Origin of the sequence: Roseateles sp. PN1, assembly GCF_038419725.1 — a bacterium.
Classification (GTDB): domain Bacteria; phylum Pseudomonadota; class Gammaproteobacteria; order Burkholderiales; family Burkholderiaceae_C; genus Paucibacter_A.
Genome location: NZ_JBCARA010000004.1, coordinates 434,824 through 461,639, shown reverse-complemented (window position 1 = coordinate 461,639; position 26,816 = coordinate 434,824). Strand labels below are relative to the sequence as shown.

The window sequence follows — 26,816 nt, the reverse complement described above, 5'->3', positions numbered from 1 at the left end:
AAATTGATCAAGTTGACGATGCCGTACACCATCGTGTACCCCAGGGCCACCAGGGCATACATGCTGCCCAGCACCAGACCATTGATGATCTGTTGCATAAAAGTTTCCATGCTTGAGTCCTTTGCTGCTTTTTTTCGGGAAGCGACAACAGGGTTGCCGCGCTGATCTGCGTCAAAGGTTTGCAATCCACGTGCCAAAAATCGCGCAGCGCGGGTATTCACCGAGGGCGCCCTATGCCGCGGCCGCCGCCCCAGCAGCCTCGGCGCCGGCATTCGGGCGGAATTCGACACAGGGGCTAGCCGGCGAGTGCGGAATCTCACACAACACCCTCCCCGGCCTCGCCCAAAACCATGCCCGGCGTGGCGCATTCACGCTTGCGCACTGCGCGACAGCGGCGCCAGCTTTAGGCACACTGGCGGGCTAATGCCCAAGCCCCACTTACTTTTGCACTCAACTTCCGGCCAACGCTGGCGCAATCGGCTCAGCCATCCCAGCATCGTGGCCAGCCTCACCCTGGCCTTGATCGCGCTGGGCCTGAACATCGGCCACAGCCTGAGCGAGCGCGCCGGCATGGAGCAACTCGCCGCCGTGGCCGCCGAACGGTTGGAGCTCTACGCCGCCAGCCTGGAAGCTCAGCTGGCACGCTACGACTATCTGCCCAGCCTGATCGCGATTGACCAAGATTTGATGACTGCGGTGGCACAGCCCGGCGATGCCGCCGCCCGCCAGCGTGCCAGCCGCAAACTCGCGCGCATCAATGTCCGCGCTGGCCTGGGTCTGATCTTTATCTGCGATACCCATGGCCGAGTGATCGCCTCCAGCGACGACTACGCCAGCAGCCATGCCGCCTTGCCCAAGCAAGAACCACCGGCCGAGGCCTTGATGCGGCGCCTGGGCAAGCAGATCGGCGCCGGTAGCGGCCAGTTCTTTGCCGCCAACGAGGCCAATGCCAGCACCGACTACTTGCTCAGCCAAAACCTGCAACGCGATGGCCGTGTGGTTGGCCAAGTGGTGGTGATGCTGAACCTGGCGCCGCTGGAGGCGACCTGGGTGGATCAAGGCATGCGCTCGCAGGGCGAGAAGCTACTGGTGGTGGACAGCAATGATGTGGTGATCATGTCCTCGGTGCCGGCTTGGAAGTACCGCTTACTCAACCGGGGCAGCGCTGCTAAACACGCTGAGCTGCTGGCCAGCGGACGCTATGCCAGCCATCTGGGCCCCGATCTGGCCCTGGCCACCGAGGATTTGAACCAACAGAACACCAGCTTGGTGCAAGTGCCCGCGCTCGACGGCGAGACCCGCAGCCGCCCGTTGCTGGCACAAGAACGGCCCATCGTGCCGCTGGCCCTGCGCCTGGTCACCCTGTCTGACCCCAGCGAGGTCTGGCGCCATGCGCGCTACGCAGCCTGGGGCGGCGCGGCCGTGGGCGCCAGCCTGGGCTTGCTCCTGCTGTACCTGGCCTATCGTCGGCGCGCCCTGGAGCAACTGTTCCGCGCCAGCGAGGCCTTGAAGCAAGCCCACAGCGAGCTGGAACAACAAGTGGCCGAGCGTACCCAGGAACTGCGGCACAGCAATAGCGAGTTGAAGCATCAGATCAATCAGCGCCTGCAGGCCGAGGACGAGCTGATGCAGGCCGGCAAGCTGGCGGTGTTGGGTCAGATGTCGGCCGGCATCTCGCATGAAATCAACCAACCCCTGACGGCCCTGCGCGCCCTCTCCCGCAACAGCCTGCTGCTGCTGGAAAAAGGCCGCAACAGCACGGTGGCCGAGAACCTGCGTGCCATCGACGCCATGGTCGAGCGCATGACCGCCATCACCCGTCAGCTCAAGAGCTTCGCCCGCAAGGCCGAGGCCGCGCAGGCGCCGGTCTCGCTGCTGGCGGCGATTCAGGGTGCGCGCACCCTGCTGCAGCACCGCATTCAGGCCGAGCAGGTGACGCTGCAAATTGAAGTTAGCGAGCAACTGCGGGTGAGCTGCGACGGCAACCGCCTGGAGCAGGTCTTGGTCAATCTGATCGGCAATGCGGTCGACGCGATGCAAACCAGCGCGAGCAAGACGCTGCGCATCTACACCGACATGCATGAGGCGCGCCTGAGCCTGCTGATCAGCGACAGCGGCGCGGGCATGCCCGAGGACTTGCTGCCGCGCCTGTTTGAACCCTTCTTCACCACCAAGCCCGCCGGCCAAGGCCTGGGGCTGGGCCTGGTGATTTCATCGAAAATCGTGCACGAATTTGGCGGCCAACTGCGCGCCCGCAACAACCCGCCGCCGGCCACCGGTATGACGTTTGAGTTTGATTTGGCCCTGAGCCCGAAAGAGTCCCATGTTTGAGGGTTACAAGATTTTGTTCGTCGAAGACGACCCACCGGTGCGCGCCAGCCTGACCCAGACCCTGGAGCTGGAAGGCCTTGAGGTTTGCGCCTGCGCCAGCGCCGAAGAGGCCCTGCCCCATATCCAAGCCGGCGCGCAAATCGTGGTGGCCACCGATGTGCGCCTGCCCGGCATGAGCGGCCTAGGCCTGCTGGACCATGTGGTGGCGACCGACCCCGACATTCCCGTCGTGCTCGTCACCGCCCACGGCGATGTGGCCATGGCGGTGCAAGCCATGCGGGTGGGTGCCTACGATTTCCTGGAAAAGCCCTTCGCGCCGGAGCGCTTCATCGACACCCTCAAACGCGCGCTCGACAAGCGCGTGCTGCGCGTGGCGGTGGATGAGTTGCGCGGCCAGTTGCAGCGACGCAGCGGTGTGGAGGCGGTGTTGCTGGGCAACTCCAGCGCCATGCAGCAGGTGCGCGCCCAGGTGCTGAATCTGGCCGACACCTCAGCCGATGTGATGATTCTGGGCGAGACCGGCACCGGCAAGGAATTGGTGGCGCGCTGCCTGCACGACCAAAGCAGCCGACGCGACCGCAACTTCGTCGCCATCAACTGCGGCGGCCTGCCCGAGGCCTTGTTCGAGAGCGAGTTGTTCGGCCACGAGCCCGGTGCCTACACCTCGGCCGGCAAGCGCCGCATCGGCAAGATCGAACATGCCAACGGCGGCACCCTGCTGCTGGACGAGATCGAAACCATGCCCATCGCCCTGCAGATCAAGCTGCTGCGGGTGCTGCAAGAACGCCGGGTCGAGCGCCTGGGTTCCAACGAAGAATTGCCCATCAATGTGCGGGTGATCGCTGCCACCAAGGCCGATCTGCGCGCCTTGAGCGAGCAAGGCAAGTTCCGCGGCGACCTGTACTACCGCCTCAATGTGGCGACCTTGCAGCTGCCGCCCTTGAGCCAGCGGCGCGAGGATATCCCGCTGCTGTTCGAGCATTTCGTCGCCCAGGCTTGCGCCCGTTATGAGCGCCCGGCGCCGGAGCTTTCACCCCAACGCCTGCGCGAGTTGATGGCGCATGACTGGCCGGGCAATGTGCGCGAGGTGCGCAATGCGGCCGATCGCTTTGTGTTGGCCATCAACAGCCAGGAAGGCGCGAGCGCCCAAGCGGATGGCGAACCCGGCCACACCTTGGCCCAGCAAATGGATCATGTCGAAAAAGCCTTGATCGAACAGGCGCTGCGCAAATGCCAGGGCCGCATTCCCGCGACGATGGAGTTGCTGGGTACGGCCAAAAAGACGCTTTACGACAAGCTGCACCGGCATGGCATTGAGCTGGAAAAGTTCCGCTGACCGGATTCAGCGCATCAACAGCTCGGCCGACTATCGATAAGCAGTGGGGTCGGCCGAGTCCGTGGGCTTTTGCACCAGGCGTTTAAAAGCCTCGCCCATAGGCAGATTCAGATTGATGCCGCGCGGCGGAATGGGTGACTGGAACCATTTGCGGTACAGGCTTTGAATCTCGCCGCGCTGGTAAATGCCCGCGATGACGCCGTCCACCAAGCTCTTGAACACCGCGTCATCGCGCGGCAGGCCAATGGCATAGGGCTCGACCGAGAACACCTCGTCCGAGATCACAAAGTCCTCCGGCCGCGCCGCGCTGATCTGCGACATGCGCAGCAGCACATCGTCCATGGCATAGGCAGCGGCGCGGTCGGTCAGCAGCAGGCGAAAGGCGTCGTGGTCGTCTTGCCCCACCACAATGCGCATGCCGAGCTGCTGGTTCAGATTCGCCTGATGCAGCAGCTGGATGCTGGTGGTGCCGATGGTGGAGGCCACCGACAAACCGCGCAAATCGTCGAGCTTGCGCAGCGGCGCCACGCGTTTGGACATCAGCCGGGTCTGGGCCAGAAAGATCGTCAGGGAGAAGGACTGGGTCTTTTGCCGCTCCAGCGTGTTGGTGGTGATGCCGCACTCCAGATCCACCGTGCCATTGGCCACCAAGGGCATGCGAGTGGCGGAGCTGACCGGCAGGTATTTGACTTCCAGCTCCGGCAGATCGAGGCGTTGCTTGATCGCCTCCACCATCTGCGTGCAGAGATCAATCGAGTAGCCCATGGGCTTGAGCCGCGCATCCAAATAGGAAAACGGCGGCGATGCGGCCCGGTAGCCCAGCACGATCAAGCCGGTGTCGCGGATTTTTCGCAAGGTGTTGGAGCCCTCCCCGCTGGCCTGGGCCGATGCCGGATTGCCCGATACGGTGCTTGCGGCTACTGGGGGGGCTGTGCTCGGTGATCCAGGCGCAGGGCCGGCACTGGCGGCCACAGGAGCGGGCGAAGCTGCAGCCCAAACCACGTCGGGCGTTGCCAAACCCAGAAGACTCAGGAGGACCGCACTCATGCCACCGGCGGTACGAAAGCGCAGAACTTGGCGGTGAAGAGAGAAGAAGAGTCTGTTATCCATGCGGCCGCACATTGTCGCCAAGCCCGCCAGGCGGACAAGCGGCAAAACCCCATTGCGTTTTGCGCAATGCGACGGCGCCATTCGCACGGGACAATGCGCCCCCAGTTCGCCCTGGACGCAAGGCCCGCAAAGCTATGGCAGCATGGGTGCATGTCGCCATCAAGACCTGACCCCGAGTTGCCGGCCATCATCCAAGCCCTGCCCGCGCGCAGCCAAGCGCTGTATCGCCAGGCGGAGCAGCAATGGTGCCGCCAGCAAGGTCTGTTGCTGTTTGCCTACGGCTCACTGATCTGGAAGCCCGGCTTCGAAGCCATGGAGCAAGGCCCGGCCCAAGTGCACGGCTTTCACCGCGCCCTGCGCCTGCGCTCACTGGTCAACCGAGGCAATGCGGCCCAGCCCGGCCTGGTGCTATGCCTTTTGCCGGGCGGCAGCTGCCGGGGCTTGTTCTACCGCGTGAGTCCGGAGCAAAGCCCGGCCGTGCTGTGCGAGTTGTGGGCCCGCGAAATGGTGGTGGGCTCCTATCAGCCGCGCTGGCTGAACTGCCTGAGCAGCAACGGCCCGCGCCGCGCACTGAGCTTCACGCTGGAGCGGCAAAGCCCGGGCTTGGTGCCGCACTTGAGCGATGCCGCCCTGCTGCAAATTTTTGAGGCCGCCCATGGCCGCTACGGCAGCACGTTGGACTATCTGCAACGCACGGTGCGGAGCTTGCAGGCCCACGGCATCCGTGATCGGGAGTTGGAGCGACAGCTGCGTTTGGCGGCGCAGCAGGGTTTGATCGGCTGAGGCCAGTCTGCCTGAACGCGGCTCGTCAACCCACCTGCCCGCGCAGGCGATCCAGGTCTTCGACCGTGTCCACATCCACCAGCACGCCGGGATCGTCGATGTCCACGGCTTGCGAGGGATAACGGGCCAAGATGCGCCGCGCGCCCTCGTCGCCCTGCAGATCAACCAACTCAGAATACAGCTCGGCGTTGAAACCTACCGGATGGCCTTGGCGGCCCTTGTACTGGGCGAAGGCCACCGGGTATTGCTCCAGCGCATCGGCCACGGCCAAGATGCTGCTCGGGCGCAGCAAGGGCATATCGGCCGGCATGATCAACCAGCCTTCCGCATCACCGCTGGCGCGCACCCCGGCCGCAATCGAGTAGCCCATGCCGACCGGGCTGGCCCGACCCTGCTGATCCATCTCGGGCAAGACCACCAGGTCCACCGACGCGACCCAGCCCTGCACCAGGTGCAATAACTTCGGGGTCGTGACCACCACCAACTGCAAGCCTGTGGCCATGGCATTGCGCAGGCTGCGTGACAACAAGGTGTCTCGCGAGGCATCGTCGATATCGGCTTGGAAGGCCTCGTCTTCGGCTGGCATGGGGGATGGCTCGCCGCCGGTGTCTGCACCGAGCCGCTGCGCCAGCTTATGGCCCTGGCCGTGAAATCTGATACCGCGCCCTGCCGCAAGCACGACCAGCGCCGGTCGCCTTCTTTTCATCCTGAACCTTATGTTTTTCCCCAGTGTTGCCCGATCAAAGCGCCGAGCTTGCACTGACCGTCAGCATGCCGCCCGGGCCGCCAGCGTGGAAGTGGGGCCAACACCTAAGGTGTTTTACGCACCGACTGTGCCTTGCCGGCGTGTTCGGCGCGCTGGGCTTGGTGAGCGCGTCACCCAGGCGCCAGCCCGGCAGTGCCCAAACGTCGCATACTAAGGCCTATGAGCAAACTATCCGACCTCCGCAAGAGCTACGAACAAGGCGAACTCGATGAAGCCTTGAGTGCCGAGCAACCCTTGAACCAATTCAAGACCTGGCTGGATCAAGCCCTGGCCAGCGAGATTCCCGAGCCCAATGCCATGACCCTGGCCACGGTCGGTGCGAACGGGCAACCGTCCACCCGCATCGTGCTGATCAAGGGCTTTGATGAGCGCGGCCTGGTCTGGTTTACCAATTACGACAGCCGCAAAGGCCAAGAGCTGGCTCACAGCCCGCTGGCCGCACTCCAGTTCCACTGGGTGGAGCTTGAGCGGGTGGTGCGCATCGAAGGTCGGGTCGAACGTGTTGACGGCGCCGAGTCCGATGCCTACTACCGCTCACGGCCGCTGGATTCCCGGCTGGGCGCCTGGGCCTCACCGCAAAGCCAGGTGATAAGCTCACGTGGCGTTTTGGTCACCAATGCCGCCAAAGCCGCCATGACCCACGGCCTCAACCCCGAGCGCCCACCCCACTGGGGCGGCTACCGCTTGGTGCCCCAGCGCTGGGAGTTCTGGCAAGGTCGCCGGTCACGCTTGCATGACCGGCTGTGCTACCGCCAAGAAGGCGGGCAGTGGATCAAGGAGCGCTTGGCGCCTTGATGGCTTGAGTCCCCTGCCGCGCCCTGACGCGCCCTGACGCGCTAAGTCAGGCCCTTTCAGCTCAGAAGCGAACCTGCACCCCTGTGTGCAGCGAACGACCGGCCATGGGGCTGAGTTCGCGAATGGTCGCCACCGAGGTCGCGCTGTATGCCAGCTTGTTGGTGATGTTGTCCAACTTCAAGTACCAGAGCGCGTCGGACTGGCCCAGCATGAACTGGCGCGCAATGCTGGCCTTGAGCAGGCCGTAACCCGCCGTGGGCGTGTCCAGACTAGGCACCCGATCCTGGCGGGCCGACAGACGCCATTCCAGTCGGCCGGACCACAGCCCGCTCTGCGCATCCAAGCCGAAGCTGGCGCGCAGGGGCGCCAAGCGCGGCAAAGCTTCGCCGGTGGCGCGGTTCTCGCCGCGCACGCCGTCGAGTTGGGCCGACAAGCTCAGCACCGTACCGGCCCCAGCGAAGGCCGACATCGCCGCCGGCAAGGTCCAACGCCCTTCCAGCTCAAAGCCCTTCAAGGTGGCCGGCACCGATTTGAAGGCGTAGACCGGCATGTCTTCGATCTCGGGCTCGCCGGTAGCGTCCAGCGCAATATAGCTAGAGAAGCGGGTCTGGTAGACATTGAGGCGCAGCAAATGCTCGGCCGTTTTCCACTGCAGGCCCAGGTCCACACCCTTGGCTTTTTCCAGGCCCAAGCTGGCATCACCACGCTCATAAGCCCCGCTGGCCACATGCACACCATTGGCGTGCAGCTCGTAAAACATCGGCGCCCGTTCGGTGCTGTTGAGATTGGCGTTGAGGCTCAAACCTTGCGCGATCTGCGGCAGGCGATAGCTGGCGCTGAGCGAGGCGCTGCGCGGCTTGTAGCGCTGCGTTACGGCAGGGCCGAAACGAGGCTCGGCGCCAGCAGCGTCACCTGCGGACTCAATCCGCACCGACTCCAAGCGGCCACCGAGCGACAGGCTGAAAGGCCCGGACTCGTATTGCTCAAGCACAAAGATCGCCGCGTTCTCGGTTTTTGAGCTGGGTACCAAGGCTTCGGCGCCCTCGGCACTGAAGTCCGACTTTTCCCACTGCACACCGACCATGCCGTGGACGGGGCCGAGCGCGCCATGCTGCGCTTCAAGCCGCAAATCGTGGCCGACGCTCTTGAACACGGTTCCGACCTCGCCGGAACCCTCCACTTCCTTGTGCTCGTAATTGCTGCGGCTCAGTTGCCAGCTCAAGCGCTGCAACAAGGCCGCAGTGTCACCTTCTGAGGCGCGCCATTCGCCGGCGGCGGCAAGGCGTTGGCGCTGCATTTTGATCTTGACGTCGGGTTCCACCGTGACGCCGTAGTCATTGCGGTAGTCATCCACCGACACGCCGGCATAGCCATTGCTGAAGACATAGGAGCCGCCCAAGGCGCCCCCATGGCTGTCGGCGGCGGAATTGCGCACCTGCTTGCTGAGGCCATCCTCGCTGGTGAATTCGGGCGTGCGCAGGTCGCTGGCGCGGCGCGCGGCCAGGTCAGCATGCCAGGCAAAACCACTCGTGCCCGTGCCGGTGCCGGTGCCACCGTCCAACACCACAGCGCCACTGCGTTCGGCCGCTGCGCCACCCAGGCGCAATTCGGCCGCGCCGCTCAGGCCGGCTTGGGCCTTGCGTGGAATGCGGTTGTCCAGGGTGTTGACCACGCCGCCAATGGCATTGCCGCCATACAGCAAGGCCGCAGCGCCGCGCAAGACTTCAATCCGGTCGACCACCAAAGGGTCCAGCGGCACGGCATGGTCGAAGCTGAGGCTGGACGCATCCACCGAGCTGCCTGAATTGCTGAGCATGCGCACCCGGTCGCCGTCCAGGCCGCGAATGGTGGGCCGGTTGCTATTGGGGCCGAAATAGGTCGAAGCCACGCCGGGCAGACCGTCCAGGGTCTCACCCAGGCTGGAGGCGCGGCGCAGGATCAGGGCGTCGCCCTGCAAAACGTCGACCGCTTGGGTCAGCTCGCCCGCACGCAAGGGGTTGCCGGTGAGCACCACACGGTCGAGTTTTTCGGCCGAAGCCGCGTTGCCAGCCACAGCGGCGGCCGTCGCGCTGCCGTTTGGAGCCACTGGCCCCTGCTGAGCCAAAGCTGGCGCAGCGATGAAAGAGGAAAAGCCGGCCAGGCAAAGCAGGCTGGCGCCGACGGCCAGGGGCCGACGCGCAAAAGTTTTTGTTCGCATAAATCACTCGTTAGCCAGCGCCGAGAAGCTTGTCGGCGTGGCAGGCATGAAACCGCCACTCACCCGCTGGTGAGTGGATCGCTGGGGTTCATGCCGAGTGAGGGGGACCGCGCGCGCCGCGCTTCCAGAATGGCTGCGCCGCAGCGCTGGCCGGCGCCTGCTGCAAAAAGCGCAGCGGGCTGAGTTCGGCCAAAACCACCGGCGCCGCAACATGCGGCAGGTTGTCTTGGGCGATATGGTCGAACACCGAGCACACGTTGTCGCCCAGTTGGTGGCCCCACAGCGTCAAACTCGCTGAGGTGATACGGCCCACATCTTTCGTCTGAATTTGCGACTGAACTTGAGCCTGCCCCACAGGCCCGGCCGTGGCGTGGGCCACCCGGTGCCAGTGACCCAGGCCTTGAGCGGCGAGCAAGCACAGCGCGCACAACCAAGCCAGCCAGATGCTTCTGGCTTGCCCGCTTGGACGCTGATCAAGGTGCCGGCTCATCGCATGCTCAGGGCTTGCTGACCACGGCTTGGCCCTCATTGACCCGGTAGAACAGGCCGTAAGGGTCGTCATTGAGCACCGCCAACACGCCCTGCACCGTCACCGGCTCTAGGCTGTAGCGCACCGGCTCTTTGGTGCGTACTTCGATCAGCCCTTCGGCGCCGGCCGGTACGCAAAAGGAGCAGGAGGTGGGCACGGAAGACAGCAGAAAATGCTTTTGCTTGTCGCCCGGCTCCAGCGGCATCATGAAGCCCTGGACCTTGACGGTCTTCTTGTCCAAGGCCTGCACAGCTGCCGGAAAAATCGGAATCAAACGCGTCTTGTCAGGCTTGGTCATCACCGAGGACAACAAAGCCCAGGTCAGCACGCCCTCTTTTTCCTGCAAAGGCTTAAAAGGACTGCGTGGATCGTGATACCCCGGCCCCTGGCCAATCACCGGTGCAGGCTGCGCCCATACCGTGGTCATCGGGGTGATCGAGCCGATAAGGCCCAGGGCCAAACCTGCGGCTCCAGCAAGCGCAGCGGCGGATCGACATTGAAAGCGGGACATGATCTTGTTCATCTCAGCCGCCATTGTGCCTGCGCCACCGGACACCTGCCCAAAGTCACTCAATGCGGCGCCTGCAATAGCTCGGTCACATCCAGACGGTAAGCCCGCCAAGCCGGCCAGGCCGCGGCCAACAAGGCCAGGCCCAGGCCCAGCGCCGGCAGCATCAACTCGGTCCAAGAAAACCACCAAGCGCTGACGGCCAAGGACTGCTGCTGCGCCATCAAGACGCCCAAGCCTGCCGCCAAGCCGTGACCCAGAGCCAAACCCAGCAAACAGGCCAGGCCGCTCAAACTCAGGGCTTCCAGCGCGATCAAACTCGCCACCCGCGCGGGGCTGGCCCCCAGCATGCGCAGCATGGCCAGATCGCTTTGCCGAGCGCGTACCGCGTGCAAGAGCGCCACAAACACCGACAGCCCTGCCGAGATCAGCATCACCAGGCCGAAGCCGCGCAGCACCGTTTCACCTGCCCCCACCATACGTTGCAAACGGGCGGTCTCCAGCGCGGGTGCGCTGGCCTGCAAGCCCGGCTGCGCATTGACCCAGCGCGGCAGGCTGATGGCGGCGAGCGGGCTGCGGTAGCTCAGCAGCACCATGGTGATCTCGCGCGGCTGGGTGGGGGTTGGCAGGCTGACCGGGGCGGCCTTGCCATGCGGCCCGTGATCGTCGCCTTTCTTGTCGTGATCGGCGTGATCACCGTGATCCTCCTTGTCGGCTTGCACGTCTTTCACCGGCGCCGCGATCGGCGCTTGATGCGTTTCATGACTGATCCACACCGAAGCCAAGTCGGTCAACACCAGCCGATCCAGCGCCCCGCCCTGCGCGGCCAGCACGCCCACCACGGTGTACAACTGCTCGCCATGCGCATCGCCCTGCTCACCCAAGCCGTGGCTGCTGCTGAACTGCTGGCCCAGGGTCAAGCCAGTGCTCCGCGCCACCTCCGCCCCCAACACGGCTTGCATGGGCTTGGCCCACAAGCGCCCCTCGGCCAAGCGTGCGCCACCGATCTCCAGGTATTGCGGGATGGTGCCAACCAAGCGAAAACCGCGCACGCTATCGCCCAGCGACAGCGGCACAGCACGCTCCACCAGCGGATGAGCGCGCAAAGTCTCAAGCGTGTCGAGGGGGATATTGCCGGTGGGCACATCCAGGTGAAAGACCCCCGCCAACATGATTTGCATCGGGCTGCCCTTGGCACCCACCACCAAGTCGATGCCTTGCAGATCGCGGCGCATGCCGGCGTCGAGCTGCTCACTGACCACGATCACAAAGCTGATCGCGCCTAGCCCCAAGCTCAAGAGCAGCAGATTCAATGCCGCCGTCAAAGGTTGCGACCACAGATAAGTCCAGGCCATGCGCCAAAGCCTCATGCCGACGCTCCCAAATCCAGGGTCTGAAAGCCGCTTGCCTCTTGGGCCTGTGCCAGCAAACGGGCGTCGTGCGTCGCCACCAGCAAGGAGGCGCCGGAATCCGATGCGGCCTGCATCAACAAGGCCATCATCTGCGCAGCATGCTCGTCGTCCAAGCTCGCACTCGGCTCATCGGCCAGCAGTAGACGCGGCCGGCGCACCAAGGCCCGTGCCAGCGCCACCCGCTGGGCCTGGCCCACGCTCAACTGATGCGGCTTGCGTCCGCCCAAGCCTTGCAGGCCAAGACTTTGAAGCAAGCCTTTCGCCCGTTCGGTGTCGGGCGGCAGGCCGGCGCAAAGAAAAGGCAGCGTGACGTTGTCCAGCACCGTCAAGGCGCTGCTGAGGTGCAAGCGCTGTGGCACAAAGCCCAGGCACTCGCCACGCCAGGCGTCCCGACGGCGCTGGCTCAGACTTTGCAGCTCCGTGCCTGCGATCAAGACCTGACCCTCGCTGGGGCTCAGCAAACCCGCCAGCAAGGCCAGCAAGGTCGACTTGCCGCTGCCGGACTTGCCGCGCAGCAGCAGATGTTCTCCGGCTGCCAAATGAATATCGGCAAAGCGCAGCGTTAGCCCCGTGTCGGCGGCGGCACGGCTCGCAGGCGGGTAACGGTAGTGCAGGCCGCGCGTCTCGATCAAAACAGTCAAGCTCGCACCAAGCTAGCAAAAGTGGCCTGAAATTTGTCCACCTTGGGGGCCACCACAAAGGCGCAATAGCCCTGCTCCGGGTTGCGGGCGAAGTAATGCTGGTGATAGGCCTCGGCCGCCCAGTAATTTCGCTCAGGCAGCAGCTCGGTCACGACGCGACCTTGATGCGCCTGCTGCGCCTGGGCCAGCACCTCGCGTGCCTGAGCCTCTTGCTCGGCATTGTGGAAATAGATGCCCGAACGGTACTGGCTGCCCACATCGGCGCCTTGGCGATTCAAGCTGGTCGGGTCGTGAATGGCAAAAAAGACTTCGAGCACCTCGCGCAGGCTCAGCTGACGGGGATCGAAATCCACCCGCACCACCTCGGCATAGCCGGTATTGCCAGAGCAAACTTGCTCATAACTGGGTTGAGGGCCCAGGCCATTGCAGTAGCCCGACTCGACCGCGTGGACGCCACGCACTTGCTCGTACACCGCCTCCAGGCACCAAAAGCAACCGCCACCCAAGGTGATGCGCTCAAGGTTTGACGGCGACACATCCATACTGCTCATAACAATCCAATTCAAAAAGGTCAGTCGCCGCCAAGCTTGAGCTCAACCAAGGGCTTCCAGCCGCTGTCGCCAGCTTCGGCCGAGTGCAGCTTGGGTGCGGCCACAAAAATGCGTTGATTGGGCAAGCCCTTGGCAATCAGCCCGTCGCGCACCGCCACGCCGCGCGCGAGGCTCAGTGCATGCGCCGTCTCTTCATTGACGGTGTAGCTGGCCAGCATAAGGCTGCGCATCTCGGCCACAGAAATGTCTTTGGCAAAGCCCAACATATTGCGGGGTTTGTTGGGCAGCTTGGTCGCCTCGTAAACCACCTTGAGCAGACGGTTGCGCTCGGCCTCGCTAAGCATGAGTTCGGCCGCGGCTTGGGCGTCAGCGCCGGCAGTCTGGCGGCGCTGCAGCTCCAGGCGCTTTTGCGCCAGCAAGGCCGCATCCAACTGCGCTTGCTGCAAGGCACTGCGCTCCAGGGCCAGATCGGCCCAGCCCGTGATGGTCAAGGCCAGCGTCGGCTTGTCTGCCAAAGCCTTGGCAATCTTCTCCAGCGTGGCGGGGTTGCTCGGCTGCGCACTACCGAGTGCGAACTCGATTTGACTTTGCTCACTGCCTCCGGCTCCCGCCAACAGCGAGAACGGCGAGGTCAAGGCCTTGCCAATCATGTTGATGATCAACTTGAAAATCACCCCACCGACACTGAATTGCGGATCGTTGAGCGAGCCCGAGACGGGTAACTCAACATCGATCACGCCATCACTGTCCTTCAGCAGTGATACCGCCAGGCGCACCGGCAGTTTGGTGGCGTCCGGGCTATTGACGGCCTCGCCAAAGGTCAGCTGATTAAGAATCAGCTGATTGGAGGCTTTCAGCTGGCCGTCGGGATCGATTTTGTAGGCCACTTTGGTGGACAACTTACCGCGCTCGATTTGGTAGCCGGCGTACTTCTCGGCATAAGGAGACATCGGCGCCAGTTCAATATCGGTGGCCGAGGCCTTGATATCCAACATCAAGGGCGCCCCCAAGGGATTGAGCGCACCATCAATCGCCAGCAAGCCAGTGCCGGCGACCCGGCCGCGCAATTGCAAGGGGGCCATCTCGGCGCGGCCGCTGCGCACCGCACCCAGGCCGCCTTGCAACTCGGTCAGCTGCGCGCTGTAGTTCGGTCGAATAAAACGGTCAGCAAAGTCCACCCGGCCCTTGCTGAGGGTTGTTTGACCGAGGCTGATCTGGATCGGCAGGTTTGCACCTGGCGCGGCATTGGCTGCGGCACTGCCTGGGGCAGCGGACGCAGCGGGAGCAGTGGATGTTGCGGGTGAAGCCACCAGCGCAATACCCGCTTCGGATGCCGGTTTGGCCGGCGCAGCATCTTGCTCGGCGCGAATATCGCTCAGATTGAGGCGCCCTTTCTCGTTGATCAAGACGCTGGCATAGAAGTCATTCAGGCGCAGCTCCTTGACGGCCAAGTCGGGCTTGCTGCCGGGCTTCATCTCAAAGCGTACACCGTCCAGGTGGAAGGCCTGCCAGGTCAGCAAATCCGTGCCGGGCAGACCCATCGCGGCTTGCTTTCGCCCTTGCTGCAGACTCAAATCGGCCAGCAACAGATCGCCATTCACATTGACCTGCCAGTCTTTGGGCAGCTGGCGCACATTGAAGTCACCGCGCCATCCCAGGTCAACACGTTGCAGGTTCAAGTCCAGGCTTGGATCCATATAAGCACTGAGCAACTGCAGCGGCAAACGCTCGGCCCGCAACTTGCCGCTGGCCGCTAACGGCGCCAAGGCAATATTGCCTTGCCAGCTAAAGCTACCCGGCGAATTCGCCGCGGCCTTGGAAAGCGCGGACAGTGGCCTGTCGGGAGCCGAGGCCCGCAGCCCCTTGCGCGAAGCAGCTTGCTTGGCAACCGCCTCACCCGCAAGCTTGAAGCTGAGTTGCGCCGGGCTGCTACCCGATGCTTTGGGCCAGGCCAGTTGGCCTAAGCGCAAAGTCAGCTGTTGGACACTCAAATTGGCCTGGCCACCGGGTGCGGCCGCATCTTGCAAACGCACCGAACCACGATTGAGCTTCAATTCACGCAGGGCCACTTGCCAGTCGGTGGCTGACTTTGAAGTCGAAGCGGCGGGAGCTGTGGACGTGGCCACGCTCACACGCCCAGCGTCGTCCTCACCCCCTAGCTTCAAGACCGGGCGGCCACGGGGCACTGGCTTGCTCACAACCTTGGCAGACTCAGACTGCGGCAAAAGGGCTTGCCAGTTCCAATCATTGTTCTTTGCACGCGCCAGCATCAAGCCGGGGGCATCCAGACTCAATTCACCCAGCTGAACGGTCTTGGCGCCATACGCCATGTCGAGTCGATCCAACTTGACGCTGTCCAGGCGCAGCAAGGGCTCGGCTGTTGGCGACTTGCTTGCCCCAAGAGCCAACTGCTCGATCAGCAAATCTTGAACACCCACTTGCAGCCGAGCCAGCGGGTCGGCGTCCAAAGGCTGGGTGACACCCAGGCTCAAGCGGCCGGCCGCCTTGGCCTTCAGTTGCATCGGCAACTGGGCCGCCCAATAGGGCTCAAACCACTGCAAGGCCAGCTGATCCCATTGCAGATCCAGCTTGGCTTCGGCGGGACTCAGGCTGCCCTGCCCCTTCAAATTGGCGGCCGCCACAGCAGACTCCGCCTTCTTGCCGCCGGGCTTGGCTGCCGCCCCTTCGGGCTGGATCTGCATATCAAAGCTCAGCGGCGTGAGCGCCTTCAAAGGCCATTGCACGGTGCCCAGCTCCAGCTTGAGTGCTTTCGCCTGCAAAGCCGCCTTGCCCGGCACGGAGGCATCGCGCCAGTTGACCTGGGCATCACCCAGGCTGAATTTGGCAAGACTGATGGCCCAGGCCGGCGCTGCAGGGGCGGAAGGAACGGCTTTGGCTTGCTGTTGGTCTTGCACTTTCGCCGCAGGGGCAGCAGGCGCCGGCGCTGCGGTGGGCAGCCAGAGATTGCCTGCGACATCACGAGCCAGATTGAGGCGCAAGCCCTGCCAATTCACCTCACCAAAAGCCAACTTCTGTTGAAAAGGCTGCACCGTTTGCAGGCCAATGCTCAGCTTTTGCCAAGCCAACCAAGGCTTGCTGTCGGGTTGCTGCAGATCAAACTCACTCAAACCCACCCGACCACTGATATCAAGCTTGGGCGCCTGTTTGGGAGGCTGCTGAAAACGTACGGTGAGATCCGCATCCACCTTGCCGGCAGCCAAGCGCAAAGGCAAACCGGCGGGCACATAAGGGATGTAAGGCGCGAGATCCAGGCTACCCAGCTTGAATCGCAGCGTGGCATCGCGTTCCGCCGAAAAAGGCAGGGCCTCGACCTGGCTACCGAACTCCACCCCGTTCAACTGGCCCGAGACGGAGGGCTGAACCAGCACCTTCACATCGGCATCACGGGTGGACAAAAATGGCAGCCCAATGTTCAGATGCACCAACTCATGCTTGCGCGCCATCGGCTGGTCGTCGAACAAGACCTGGCCCTGGTCCAGCGTGATGTTGTAGAGCGCCAGCGCCGGAGGCGGGCCGGAAGACGGCTCGGCCGGCTTGGCGCTGAATTTGGCAATCAGGTCGTCCACATCGTAGGCACCCGGCGCCGTACGGCTCAGCCTGAGCACAGGCCGGCTCAAGGCCACAGACTCAATCACGGGGACGAAATGCCAGAAGGTGCGCGCCGACAGGGCCACCTTCGCCTGCGCCATCTCGAACAAAGGCGGATCCTGATCCCTGCTGCCGGCAATGCGCAAATCCTTCAACTCCAGCGCCAAGCGCCAGGGCTGCACGCTGACCTCGCCGATCGTGACTGCTCGGCCCAATGCCTCACTCGCAATCCTGGCCCCAGTGGACTGGATGACACGCGGCAGAACAAACACCGCAGCAGCCATCAAGACCAGCAAACTCAGAACAAAGCCGGCAAGCCAGCGCAACCATCTCTTCTGGGGCAAGACAGCGGGGGGGGTGTTGGCGAATGTGGGCACGTCAGTGGTGTCTAGGCTAGGTGACAGGGTTTTTGACTGAATGAGCGTCCAACGGTGGATCAATTCAAAAACCGATCCAGCATCAGCCGCCAAAGCCACGCAACTTCAGCAAGCTCGCTGCCGCGCAGTGCGCTTGCACGAAGCTCATCAGGAGAGGCGATGATGTCGCCGCTCCTGCTCATGTTTGGATTTTGTCGTGAATCTGACTCTGCTCTACCCGGAATTGAAACCTTTTCTTGTGGCCGTATTACTACCGCCCGGCCCCTTTCTCGCCCTGAGCCTGGTGGGCGCGGCCTTGCTGCGCCGCCATCGCTGGCGCGGCCGCCTGGTTTTGAGCTTGGGCATGCTCGGCATTTGGCTGAGTTGCACAGAAGGATTTGCACAAATCCTGGCGGAAAAGCTCGTTCATGCCACGCCAGCGGTGAGCGCTGAGACGCTGCAGCAATTGAAGCTTGAATCTCAAGCCGGGGAGAAGTTGGCCGTTTTGGTGCTCGGTGGAGGCGCACGCAACAATGTGCCGGAGTACCAAGGCCCGGCCCTGAAGCTCGTCAGCGAGGAGCGACTGCGCTACGGTGTGTGGTTAGCCAGGCAAATCGATGCACCCTTGGGTTTTAGTGGCGGCATCGGCTGGAGCGCACGAAATCTCAGCATTTCAGAGGCTTCGGCGGCAAAATCCAGCGCGCAAGAAACCTACAAGCTACCTTTGCGGTGGGCAGAAGGGCAATCGCGTGACACCCATGAAAACGCTCAACTGAGCATGGCGATGCTGCGCGCCGACGGCATCCAAACCGTGGTTCTCGTCACGCACGATTTACACATGCCGCGCGCCATGCGCGCGTTTTCACAGGCAAACCCAAGTCAGATGCGCGTGGTCGCGGCGCCGGTCGGCTACCGCCGCGACGGCCCCTTCGATTGGCAAGACTGGAGCCCGAGCGAAGAGGGATTGCCTCGAGTGCGCTATGCCATTTACGAGTGGCTTGGGCAAATATCGGGCCGTTGAAGCAAAGGGGTCGCCCTAAAAAGTAGAAACCCCTTTCAGCCCGAAGGCTGAAAGGGGTCGGATGGCTGACGCCATCAATGGAGCTCTACCGCGATTTGCCGAAGGGCTCCTGGCGCGCAATGATTGCGCCAGTGAAGATGCCTGTAAGAGGCTTTACAACATTAGTGCTCTTGATGAGGCTTTTCAAGGAGAAGTTTTGCTACCCTTGGAAAAAAGCTCGTCAAACAAGACATTGGCACGAGCCTGAACGTCTGGCGTCATCACAATGGTTCGGCCCCACTCCCGAGTGGTTTCGCCGGGCCACTTATTGGTCGCGTCCAAGCCCATCTTGCCGCCCAAACCGCTCACCGGCGAAGCGAAGTCCAGATAGTCAATCGGCGTGCCCTCCACCAAAGTGCAGTCGCGCACAGGGTCCATGCGGGTGGTGATGGCCCAGACCACCTCTTTCCAGTCACGCACATCCACATCTTCATCCACAACAACGATGAACTTGGTGTACATGAACTGGCGCAGATAACTCCACAAGCCAAACATCAGCCGTTTCGCATGGCCCGGATAGGCCTTCTTGATGGAAATCACCGCCATGCGGTAACTACAACCCTCGGGCGGCAGATAGAAATCAATGATTTCAGGAAACTGCTTTTGCAGGATGGGCACGAACACTTCATTCAAGGCCACGCCAAGAATGGCCGGCTCATCAGGCGGCTTGCCGGTGTAGGTGGAGTGGTAAATGGGTTGTGGCCTTTGCGTCAGCCGCTGCACTTCAAAGACCGGGAACCAGTCTTGCTCGTTGTAATAGCCGGTGTGATCACCGTACGGTCCCTCCAAGGCGTGCAAATAGCCGCCCTTCTCTTTCAATGGCACGCCGTCCTCGCTGACGCCCACGTAGCCGATCGCGGCAATGGGAATATGACCTTCCAGCACGATTTCGGCGCTTGCGGGCACTTGCAGCATCTGGCCCGCCTCGCCAACACCGCTATCCACCAACTCGGTTCTTGAGCCACGCAGCAGGCCGGCAAACTGGTACTCCGACAAGCTGTCGGGCACTGGGGTCACGGCACCCAAGATAGTGGCCGGGTCGGCACCCAGAGCCACGACGATCGGGAAAGGCTGGCCTGGATTGGCCAAGGCGAAGTCCCTGAAATCTAGGGCACCGCCGCGATGCGCCAACCAGCGCATGATCAATTGCTTGCGACCAATCAACTGCTGACGGTAGATGCCCAGGTTTTGACGCTGGCGCGGTCGGGCGATGCTTTGCGGCCCACGGGTGACCACCAAGCCCCACGTCAACAAGGGCGCCACATCGCCGGGCCAGCAGGTTTGAATCGGCAGCTTCTTCAAATCCACGTCGCTGCCTTCAAACACCTCTTCTTGACATGGAGCGCTACGCACTTTCTTAGGCTTCATGTCCCAAAGCGCTTTGGCCATGCTCATCAGACGGCCGGCATCCTTGAGGCCACGCGGCGGCTCAGGTTCCTTCAGGCTGGCCAAGACATGGCCCACGTCACGCAACTCCTGCAGGCTCTGAGCCCCCATGCCCAGGGCCACCCGACGCGTCGTGCCAAACAAATTGGTCAGCGCGGGCGTTTGAAATCCCGTCGGTTGCTCGAACAGCAATGCAGGGCCTTCGGCGCGCAAAACGCGGTCGCTCAAGGCCGTCATCTCCAGAACCGGCGAGACCGGCTGCTGAATCCGTCGGAGCTCCCCCAGGCCCTCCATTTGGCCAATAAAGTCACGCAGATCTCTGTACTTCATATTGTTTAGTTATATAAAACTGGTCGCTTAAGCTTGACGGGTTATTTTTCAACCCTAAAATTTGCCGAACATTGGAATTCAAGGGTTTACCCGCGCCCACCCCAGGACTGCTTGGAGGGCGTCAACCGCTGCTGATTAATAGGTCGCCCGTCTCGTCTAGCTTTGGCCAAACGACTCCGGCGGATCGACTGATTATCACTTTCGTGTCTTGGATAGCGAGCGCTTGTCGCCCGAGCCGAGCATGACTGAGAACAAAGGAGTTGCATGACAGCGCGCCACGATCTTTTATCCCTTGCCCGCGGCACCCGTGCCACCTTGTCCCTGTTCGTCAAGGACATCGGCCAAGGACTTTTAGTTGTTAGCCACAATAGTTTGGCCCTGCTGGGCTTGGCCGTCGTGGCCTTGGGGTTGGTCTTTGTTAGCCAAGCCGATCTGCGTCAAGACCTTGAAGGCCAAGCCCTGGGCTGGCTGAATGCCCGAGAAGAAGCCCGCGCCCAGGCCGACGGCAACACCTTGTTCGCCGTCTCAGAGCCCAATGCGGTTGACCGCGCCACTGCCGCTGACCCAAAAGACTTGCCGCGCCAGCAAGCTGCCGTGGCGATGTGGCTGTCGCGTCGCTACAAGGTCGCACCGGAACCCATCAGCCGCTTGGTCCAAGAAGCCTGGGTCATCAGCCGCAAGGCGCAGTTGGAGCCCACCCTTATTCTGGCCATCATGGCGGTTGAGTCCAGCTTTAACCCTTTTGCGCAAAGCCCGGTCGGCGCCCAAGGCCTGATGCAGGTGATGACCCACGTGCACAACGACAAATACGAAGCCTTTGGTGGCAATTTGGCCGCCTTTGACCCCATCACCAATTTGCGTGTGGGTGTGCAGGTGCTCAAGGAATGCATTCAGCGTGCCGGCAGCCTGGACGAAGGCTTACGCTTCTACGTTGGCGCCGCCAATTTGCCCGATGACACGGGCTACGCCGCCAAGGTTTTGGAGTTGCACGAACAAATGAAGAGCGTGGCGACCGGCCGGCCCGTTCAGGCCAAACCAATCCGCGAAAGCAGCCCGATGGCCAGTGCCACGCCGCTGGCTTCTGCCGATACCGACGTGACAGCCTCAAAAGTGGCGCTGGTTCAATAAGGCAAATCCTGGGCCGGTGCGCCCAGAGGCTACACTGAGGGCTTCGCGCGACTGGCGATCAGGATCATGACGCCCTGCTACAGGGCGATGGTTTGAGGTGGTGGACCACCGGGGAGCGCGAACGGTTCATGGATTTGGTCCTGAACTGAATTTGCCGTTCGCCTGGGCCGTCCTGCATGAAAACCTCGGCTGATGAGGTTTTTGTCTGCAGCGACTCCACTTCTACCGCAAGCCACCATCATGTTTGACCGCAGCACATCCACACTTGCCCTCGTTGACCCCGATTTGTGGGCCGCAGTTCAGAACGAGAACAAGCGCCAAGAAGATCACATTGAACTGATTGCGTCTGAAAACTACACCTCGCCCGCTGTGATGCAGGCCCAGGGGAGCCAGCTGACCAATAAGTACGCCGAAGGCTATCCAGGTAAGCGCTACTACGGCGGCTGCGAATATGTCGACGTGGTGGAACAACTGGCCATCGACCGCCTGAAGGAACTTTTCGGCGCCAACTACGCCAATGTGCAGCCCAATTCCGGCTCGCAAGCCAACCAAGGTGTGTTCTTCGCCCTGCTGCAACCGGGCGACACCATCATGGGCATGAGCTTGGCCGAAGGCGGCCACCTGACCCACGGCATGGCCCTGAACATGAGCGGCAAGTGGTTCAACGTCATCTCCTACGGTCTGAATGCCAAGGAAGAGATCGACTACGACGCCATGGAAGCCCTGGCCCGTGAAAAGAAGCCCAAGCTGATCATCGCCGGCGCCTCGGCCTACAGCCTGCGCATCGACTTCGAACGCTTTGGCAAGATCGCCAAGGAAATCGGCGCCTATTTCATGGTGGACATGGCGCATTACGCCGGCCTGATCGCCGCGGGCGTCTACCCCAACCCGGTGCCGCATGCCGACGTCGTCACCTCGACCACCCACAAGAGCCTGCGCGGCCCCCGTGGCGGCATCATCTTGTGCAACGACGAAGCCATCGCCAAGAAGATCAACTCGGCCATCTTCCCCGGCATTCAAGGCGGCCCGCTGATGCATGTCATCGCCGGCAAGGCCGTGGCCTTTAAGGAAGCGCTGACACCTGAGTTCAAGGCTTACCAGGCCCAAGTGGTCAAGAACGCCAAGGTCCTGGCGGACACCCTGATTGAGCGCGGCCTGCGCATCGTCTCGGGCGGCACCGAAAGCCATGTGATGCTGGTGGACCTGCGCCCCAAGAACCTGACCGGCAAGGAAGCCGAGGCCATCCTGGGCGCCGCCCACATGACCTGCAACAAGAACGGCATCCCCAACGATCCGCAAAAGCCCATGGTGACCAGCGGCATCCGCCTGGGCACGCCCGCCATGACCACCCGTGGCTTCAAGGAAGAACAGGTTCGCATCACCGCCCACCTGATTGCCGACGTGCTGGACAAGCCGCACGACGAAGCCAATCTGGAAGCCGTGCGCGTCAAGGTTGCCGCGCTAACCCGCGACTTCCCGGTCTACCGCTAAGCAGCAAAGGCAAGCCCGTCGATGCGTTGTCCTTTTTGCAGTCATGGCGAAACCCAGGTCTCTGAGACCCGTGAATCGGATGAAGGCGATGTTGTACGACGCCGGCGGCGCTGCCTCGGCTGTGACAAACGCTTCACCACCTACGAGCGGGCGGAAATCGCCTTGCCCGTGGTGGTTAAGAAAGACGGCACCCGCGCCGACTTCGATGCCAAGAAGCTGCGCGCCTCCATGCAACTGGCCCTGCGCAAGCGGCCAGTGAGCATTGAGCAGATCGACGCCGCCCTGGCTCAGATCGAAGAGACCTTGCTGACCAGCGGCGCCCGCGAACTGCCATCCACACGCTTGGGTGAGTTGGTGATGCGCGAATTGAAACGCATAGACAAAGTGGCCTATGTGCGCTTCGCTTCGGTTTACCGCAGCTTCGAAGATGTGGATGAGTTCCGCAAGCTGATCCGGGATATTTAGCCCGGGACAGAGCCCGCGACAAAGCGGCGCGTCGAAATCGCTTGGCCGACGCCGATAAATCGAAGCAGCAGCGGCGACAAGCCCCCCACCTTTGGGGGTGCCACTCCCCCCTTCGGTGGGACAGAAAGCCCCCTGACCGACGCCTAAATTGTGTTCATGCCACTGAACATTTAGGAGTCCATCATGGCCAATACCAAACACTCATCACGGGGCATCAGCCTGGTCGAAGTCTGCGTTGGGCTGTGCATGAGCGGCATCTTGACCGCGCAAGCGGTTCCCGCCTTCGACCGTATGCAGCAGCGCCAACGCTTACAGCTTTCCGCGCAAACCCTGATGACCGACATCCAGCAAGCGCGCAGCGAAGCCGTGCAAAGCGGTCAAACCGTCTATCTGCGTTTCAGCCAAAGCAAGTTGGGTAGCTGCTACATCATGCACACCGGCAGCTCTGGCCAATGCACTTGCGACGATGGCGGCGTGGCCGCATGCACCACCAAAGCTCAGCTGATCAAGCTGCAGTGGTTGCCTGCAAGTCAAAAAGTGGCTGTCAGGGCCAATGTTCAGCAACTCAGCTTTCAGGCTCGCCAAGGAACCGTCACCGCAACCGGCAGTGTGGATGTTCAAGGGGCAGCGGGCGAGAGCATTCGCCATGTGGTGAGCATTGCCGGGCGGGTAAGAAGCTGCAGCCCCCAAGGTGCCATGGCGCAGTTCGCGACTTGCTAACTGTTCGCACGTCGGAACGCCTCAGTAAGACATAGGCGGGAAGCTCAATGAATTTCGCCGCCGAGGGAAGAATTACCAATTCGACGCCTCAAACGTCACCAAACAAGGCGGGAGCCGACGGAAGCGCCATATTGATCGACAAGCGGTAAAGCACCTACACCCATCGCCACACGCGCTTCCCATAATCAAAACATGCCAAGCAGCCGATGCATGTCCAGGAATGACTGTCGCTCGCAGTTCATGCAAGCAGGCTTTAGCTTGGTCGAAGTGATGATCACGGTCGTCATCGTCGCCGTCCTGGCCATGGTCGCGCTGCCCGTCTTTCAGAAGCAGATCGCCAAGGGGCGGCGCGCCGACGCGATCGGAGCCTTGTCCACCATTGTTCAGGCTCAAGAGCGCCTGCGCAGCAATCGCGGCAGTTATGCCTCGACGATGGAGGACGCTGAGTTGGCGAAATTGGCCTTCGCCAACAACTTGACGCCCAAAAGGCACTATCAACTCAGCCTTGTAGGCCTTGGCAACCCGCCCGACTTCACCTTCGGTTTCATCGCCCGGGCTGCCGCGAGCAGCGATTCACCCCAGGCGCATGACAGCGACTGCGCAACCATGTTCATCCAGCTCCGCGGGGGCAATATGAGCTACGGCGCAACCGATAGCGCGGGCAGCGACAGTAGTCAAAAATGCTGGCCGCGCTGAACCGAAAAGCTCAGTCCGGCTTGACCTTGGTCGAGTTGATGATTGTTGTTGGCGTTTTGGGCATCGTGTTGGCCGTTGCTGCGCCCTCTTTCATTGACTTGCTGAACCGGCGCCGCGTGCAACTCGTGGCCACCAATCTCAGCAACGACTTGGCATTCGCGCGCGCCGAGTCCGGTTTGCGCCCGGATGACGTCATCGTCTATTTCAAGAAGACGCTCACCATGAGCTGCTACACCATTGCCTATGGCAAGGGGCAATTCGGCAGTTGCGACTGCACCCAAGCGCCGGGCTCGGCCTGCAATCCAGCCCTGACCAGTATTCGAGAATTGAAGACAGAGCAGGTGCTCGACAGCTCCGGCGTCATTTTTGTCGCTACCGGAGATTGGCCCGCCTGGGCCGCCAATCGCTTTGCTTTTGTTGCCCCGCAGATGTTGCCGACCTATAGCAATGTCGCTATCACCGTGACCGGAACCGGCGGCAGCAAGATGCGGGTCCAGCTCAACGGCATGGGCCGGGTTCATATGTGCAGCCCGAACGGGAGTTTCAGCGGGGTGGCGCAATGCTGAACCTGCGCACCCCAAGACTCGGCCGGCCGTTTCGACAGCGCGGTCTGAGCTTGATCGAGATGATGGTGGGCATCACGATCGGCATGATCGTGGTGGCGGGCGCCAGCGTCATGCTCACCCAGCAATTGGCCGAGCACCGCCGTTTGGTGCTGGAAACCCAGATACAACAAGATCTGCGCGCAGCGTCTGACTTGATCTTGAGGGAGTTGCGCAGAGGCGGGGCTCACGCCGTTGCCGAGCGTTTGGTCTGGGCTCCCGGCAGCGGCATCGCCGCACCCATCACCAACGACTACGCCAAGCAAACCGCGGTGCCAGCGACGCAGAACCAAGTCATCTACAGCTACTCCAGCCATGATGACCGGGGAGGCCCCAACCCGCTCAACCCCGAGGACAATCTGTCCGCCAACAACGAGCGCTTTGGCTTTCGGGTCAGCAATCAAACGCTGCAATTCATGCTGGGTAATGGCAATTGGCAGCCCTTGACCGACCCGCAGACGCTGCTGATCACCAATTTCACGATTCAGCAGCAAAGCCAAAGCGTCTCCCTGATCGACAGCTGCGAGATTTCGACATGCCCGGCGGGCAGCGCGACCTGCCCACCCCTGCTGCAAGTCAAGCGCTTTGACATCAGCTTGACCGGCAAAGCCGCTCATGACGACCAGGTGCGGCGCACGCTCAAGGTCAGCAGCCGCATGCGCAATGACGAGATCACCGGAGCGTGCCCATGAGGACGCCAGCCTCAATCGCAGCGGCCAGAGCAGCCACCAGCCCGGCTCGGGCAAGCCAAGGCGGCGCCGCGACCTTGGTGGTGGTGATGGTGCTGTTTCTGATCATGGCCATGATGGCCGCGTTTGGCAGCCGCAACTTGATCTTTGAGCAGCGCGTGGCCAGCAATTACTACCGGGCAGGCGTGGCACTGGAGGTTGCCGAGGCCGGCATTGAATGGGGCCTGGCCCAACTCAACGGGCTCAATATCGACACCGCCTGCGCGCCCAATGGCGCTGGACCGAACAACTTCAGGCGGCGTTACCTCAAGATTGACCCGGCCAACCGCAACATCACGCCGGTGAACCCACCAACGGCGTCCACCGACTGCGTCCGCAACGGTGCTTTGGGCTGGGTTTGCCAATGTCCGACCGGGCCCTTGCCTGCGCGTCTGCCGCTGCCCAGCGAAAACCAGATGCAACCCCGATTTGCCCTGACCTTCAAAGCCATCGCCACGCCGGTGGATCGGCCCGGCGTGATTCGCCTCTACAGCGAAGGCTGCACCGACAGCGGCACGGCCAACTGCGACATCAAGAGCCAGTTCGCGCGCGACGCCTCGCTGGGCATGTCCAACGTCACCGCTGATATTGCCCTGGTCAGCGCACTGAAAACGCCCCCCATCACGCCGCTGGTGGTCAGCGGCAGCCTGGACCCTGGCGCCAATGGCATCGGTCTGCACAATAGTGAGCCGCGCAGCAGCGGCCTGCTTTTGACCACCGGCGCCGCCCTACCTACCTTCACCGGCACAGCCGCAGACCGCCTTGAAAGCCTGCCCGGCACACCAGGCACCCAGGCCATGTTGGGCAATGACCCGGGCTTGACCAATGCCGCTGGCGCTCAAGTCTTCAAGCAGTACTTCGGTATGTCCTTGGCCAGCTATCGCGACCAACCGGCGATGCGCATGATCACCTGCCCGCAAGGCGATTGCGGCGCAGTCTTGCTGGCGGCCTACAACAGTGGGGTACGGCTGGCCTGGGTGGACGGGCCCTTGACCATCACCAGCAATATCACCCTAGGCGCGGCCACCAGCCCGATGGTCATCGTGGCCAATGGCGCCGTCACACTGAACGGCCCCATGCAACTGACCGGCCTGCTTTTCAGCAACGGCAACCTGGTCTGGGACAACGGCAGCGCCATGCCGGCCTTGCTGACGGGCGCACTGATCGTGGCGGGCCAAATGGCAGTCAGCGGCACGGTCGACCTTTGGTACCGGGCCGCGGTAATGGACGAGTTGAGCAACCGCGCCGGCAGCTTTGTTCGCATCCCCGGCGGCTGGTGGAACTGA

Annotated in this window: 24 protein-coding genes, 1 pseudogene and 1 riboswitch; of the genes and pseudogenes, 13 read left to right on the top strand and 12 right to left on the bottom strand. The window is 62.4% G+C overall.

Going from position 1 to position 26,816, the window contains the following annotated elements; all coding sequences use genetic code 11:
• Nucleotides 1–272 (bottom strand): annotated as a pseudogene (locus AABB87_RS23060) (hypothetical protein); the annotation flags it as partial.
• A 172-nt stretch (nt 273–444) separates the two neighbouring features.
• Here AABB87_RS23060 and AABB87_RS09285 point away from each other — a divergent pair.
• Nucleotides 445–2,331: a sensor histidine kinase gene (locus AABB87_RS09285; protein ID WP_341970952.1), complete on the top strand. Its 1,887-nt coding sequence runs from the start codon at nt 445–447 to the stop codon at nt 2,329–2,331.
• Nucleotides 2,324–3,667, top strand: coding sequence for a sigma-54-dependent transcriptional regulator (locus tag AABB87_RS09280; protein WP_341970951.1), 1,344 nt, complete (start codon nt 2,324–2,326; stop codon nt 3,665–3,667). Before AABB87_RS09285 ends, AABB87_RS09280 begins: the two co-directional genes overlap by 8 nt.
• Before the next feature lie 30 nt (nt 3,668–3,697).
• On the opposite strand, the gene AABB87_RS09275 is transcribed toward AABB87_RS09280, so the two are convergent.
• Nucleotides 3,698–4,777, bottom strand: coding sequence for an amino acid ABC transporter substrate-binding protein (locus AABB87_RS09275; protein WP_341970950.1), 1,080 nt, complete (start codon nt 4,775–4,777; stop codon nt 3,698–3,700).
• A 150-nt stretch (nt 4,778–4,927) separates the two neighbouring features.
• Here AABB87_RS09275 and AABB87_RS09270 point away from each other — a divergent pair, with 150 nt between their 5' ends.
• Nucleotides 4,928–5,560 carry a gamma-glutamylcyclotransferase gene (locus AABB87_RS09270; protein WP_341970949.1) on the top strand — a complete coding sequence of 211 codons (633 nt, stop codon included), beginning with the start codon at nt 4,928–4,930 and terminating at the stop codon, nt 5,558–5,560.
• Nucleotides 5,561–5,585: 25 nt separating this feature from the next.
• On the opposite strand, the gene AABB87_RS09265 is transcribed toward AABB87_RS09270, so the two are convergent.
• Nucleotides 5,586–6,266 carry a nucleotidyltransferase family protein gene (locus AABB87_RS09265; protein ID WP_341970948.1) on the bottom strand — a complete coding sequence of 227 codons (681 nt, stop codon included), beginning with the start codon at nt 6,264–6,266 and terminating at the stop codon, nt 5,586–5,588.
• 219 nt (nt 6,267–6,485) lie between these two features.
• Here AABB87_RS09265 and pdxH point away from each other — a divergent pair, with 219 nt between their 5' ends.
• Nucleotides 6,486–7,121 (top strand): pyridoxamine 5'-phosphate oxidase, encoded by a 636-nt coding sequence (pdxH, locus tag AABB87_RS09260; RefSeq protein ID WP_341970947.1) that lies wholly within the window; start codon nt 6,486–6,488, stop codon nt 7,119–7,121.
• A gap of 61 nt (nt 7,122–7,182) precedes the next feature.
• Here the strand turns inward: pdxH and AABB87_RS09255 are convergent, their stop codons facing one another.
• From AABB87_RS09255 to AABB87_RS09220, 8 genes are all read right to left on the bottom strand, one after another.
• The gene (locus tag AABB87_RS09255) at nt 7,183–9,318 is read right to left on the bottom strand and encodes a TonB-dependent receptor (protein ID WP_341970946.1); all 2,136 of its coding nucleotides are present in this window, start codon (nt 9,316–9,318) and stop codon (nt 7,183–7,185) included.
• 88 nt (nt 9,319–9,406) lie between these two features.
• Nucleotides 9,407–9,808 carry a hypothetical protein gene (locus tag AABB87_RS09250; protein ID WP_341970945.1) on the bottom strand — a complete coding sequence of 134 codons (402 nt, stop codon included), beginning with the start codon at nt 9,806–9,808 and terminating at the stop codon, nt 9,407–9,409.
• A gap of 7 nt (nt 9,809–9,815) precedes the next feature.
• Nucleotides 9,816–10,358, bottom strand: coding sequence for a DUF3299 domain-containing protein (locus tag AABB87_RS09245; RefSeq protein WP_341970944.1), 543 nt, complete (start codon nt 10,356–10,358; stop codon nt 9,816–9,818).
• 59 nt (nt 10,359–10,417) lie between these two features.
• Nucleotides 10,418–11,725 carry an FtsX-like permease family protein gene (locus AABB87_RS09240; protein ID WP_341970943.1) on the bottom strand — a complete coding sequence of 436 codons (1,308 nt, stop codon included), beginning with the start codon at nt 11,723–11,725 and terminating at the stop codon, nt 10,418–10,420.
• Nucleotides 11,722–12,408 (bottom strand): ABC transporter ATP-binding protein, encoded by a 687-nt coding sequence (locus tag AABB87_RS09235; protein ID WP_341970942.1) that lies wholly within the window; start codon nt 12,406–12,408, stop codon nt 11,722–11,724. Before AABB87_RS09235 ends, AABB87_RS09240 begins: the two co-directional genes overlap by 4 nt.
• A complete protein-coding gene (gene msrA / locus AABB87_RS09230; protein ID WP_341970971.1) occupies nt 12,405–12,950 on the bottom strand; it encodes a peptide-methionine (S)-S-oxide reductase MsrA in 546 nt (181 codons plus the stop codon). The genes AABB87_RS09235 and msrA overlap by 4 nt, the downstream gene beginning before the upstream one ends.
• Before the next feature lie 29 nt (nt 12,951–12,979).
• Nucleotides 12,980–16,912: a DUF748 domain-containing protein gene (locus AABB87_RS09225; protein ID WP_341970941.1), complete on the bottom strand. Its 3,933-nt coding sequence runs from the start codon at nt 16,910–16,912 to the stop codon at nt 12,980–12,982.
• A 92-nt stretch (nt 16,913–17,004) separates the two neighbouring features.
• Complete coding sequence (locus tag AABB87_RS09220; RefSeq protein WP_341970940.1) at nt 17,005–17,127, bottom strand: hypothetical protein; 123 nt, start codon at nt 17,125–17,127, stop codon at nt 17,005–17,007.
• Between the two features lie 14 nt (nt 17,128–17,141).
• Here AABB87_RS09220 and AABB87_RS09215 point away from each other — a divergent pair, with 14 nt between their 5' ends.
• Nucleotides 17,142–17,945, top strand: a complete 804-nt coding sequence (locus AABB87_RS09215; protein WP_341970939.1) for a YdcF family protein — start codon at nt 17,142–17,144, stop codon at nt 17,943–17,945.
• A gap of 183 nt (nt 17,946–18,128) precedes the next feature.
• Here AABB87_RS09215 and AABB87_RS09210 read toward each other — a convergent pair whose 3' ends face one another.
• Entirely contained in the window at nt 18,129–19,700 is a 1,572-nt protein-coding gene (locus tag AABB87_RS09210; protein WP_341970938.1) for a UbiD family decarboxylase, read from the bottom strand.
• A gap of 264 nt (nt 19,701–19,964) precedes the next feature.
• On the opposite strand from AABB87_RS09210, the gene AABB87_RS09205 reads away from it, so the two are divergent.
• The 8 genes from AABB87_RS09205 to AABB87_RS09170 all read left to right on the top strand — a co-directional run bounded on the left by AABB87_RS09205 (nt 19,965) and on the right by AABB87_RS09170 (nt 26,816).
• The gene (locus tag AABB87_RS09205) at nt 19,965–20,828 is read left to right on the top strand and encodes a lytic transglycosylase domain-containing protein (protein ID WP_341970937.1); all 864 of its coding nucleotides are present in this window, start codon (nt 19,965–19,967) and stop codon (nt 20,826–20,828) included.
• Between the two features lie 37 nt (nt 20,829–20,865).
• A riboswitch (ZMP/ZTP riboswitch) is annotated at nt 20,866–21,003 on the top strand.
• A gap of 65 nt (nt 21,004–21,068) precedes the next feature.
• On the top strand, nt 21,069–22,319 hold the full coding sequence (gene glyA, locus AABB87_RS09200; RefSeq protein ID WP_058719509.1) for a serine hydroxymethyltransferase: 1,251 nt from the start codon (nt 21,069–21,071) through the stop codon (nt 22,317–22,319).
• A 21-nt stretch (nt 22,320–22,340) separates the two neighbouring features.
• Nucleotides 22,341–22,784, top strand: a complete 444-nt coding sequence (gene nrdR, locus AABB87_RS09195) for a transcriptional regulator NrdR (protein WP_341970936.1) — start codon at nt 22,341–22,343, stop codon at nt 22,782–22,784.
• 183 nt (nt 22,785–22,967) lie between these two features.
• Nucleotides 22,968–23,504 carry a GspH/FimT family pseudopilin gene (locus AABB87_RS09190; protein ID WP_341970935.1) on the top strand — a complete coding sequence of 179 codons (537 nt, stop codon included), beginning with the start codon at nt 22,968–22,970 and terminating at the stop codon, nt 23,502–23,504.
• A 192-nt stretch (nt 23,505–23,696) separates the two neighbouring features.
• Nucleotides 23,697–24,200: a type IV pilin protein gene (locus AABB87_RS09185; RefSeq protein WP_341970934.1), complete on the top strand. Its 504-nt coding sequence runs from the start codon at nt 23,697–23,699 to the stop codon at nt 24,198–24,200.
• Nucleotides 24,185–24,766, top strand: coding sequence for a pilus assembly FimT family protein (locus tag AABB87_RS09180; RefSeq protein WP_341970933.1), 582 nt, complete (start codon nt 24,185–24,187; stop codon nt 24,764–24,766). Before AABB87_RS09185 ends, AABB87_RS09180 begins: the two co-directional genes overlap by 16 nt.
• Nucleotides 24,760–25,494: a PilW family protein gene (locus tag AABB87_RS09175; RefSeq protein WP_341970932.1), complete on the top strand. Its 735-nt coding sequence runs from the start codon at nt 24,760–24,762 to the stop codon at nt 25,492–25,494. The genes AABB87_RS09180 and AABB87_RS09175 overlap by 7 nt, the downstream gene beginning before the upstream one ends.
• Nucleotides 25,491–26,816, top strand: a complete 1,326-nt coding sequence (locus tag AABB87_RS09170; protein WP_341970931.1) for a pilus assembly PilX family protein — start codon at nt 25,491–25,493, stop codon at nt 26,814–26,816. The genes AABB87_RS09175 and AABB87_RS09170 overlap by 4 nt, the downstream gene beginning before the upstream one ends.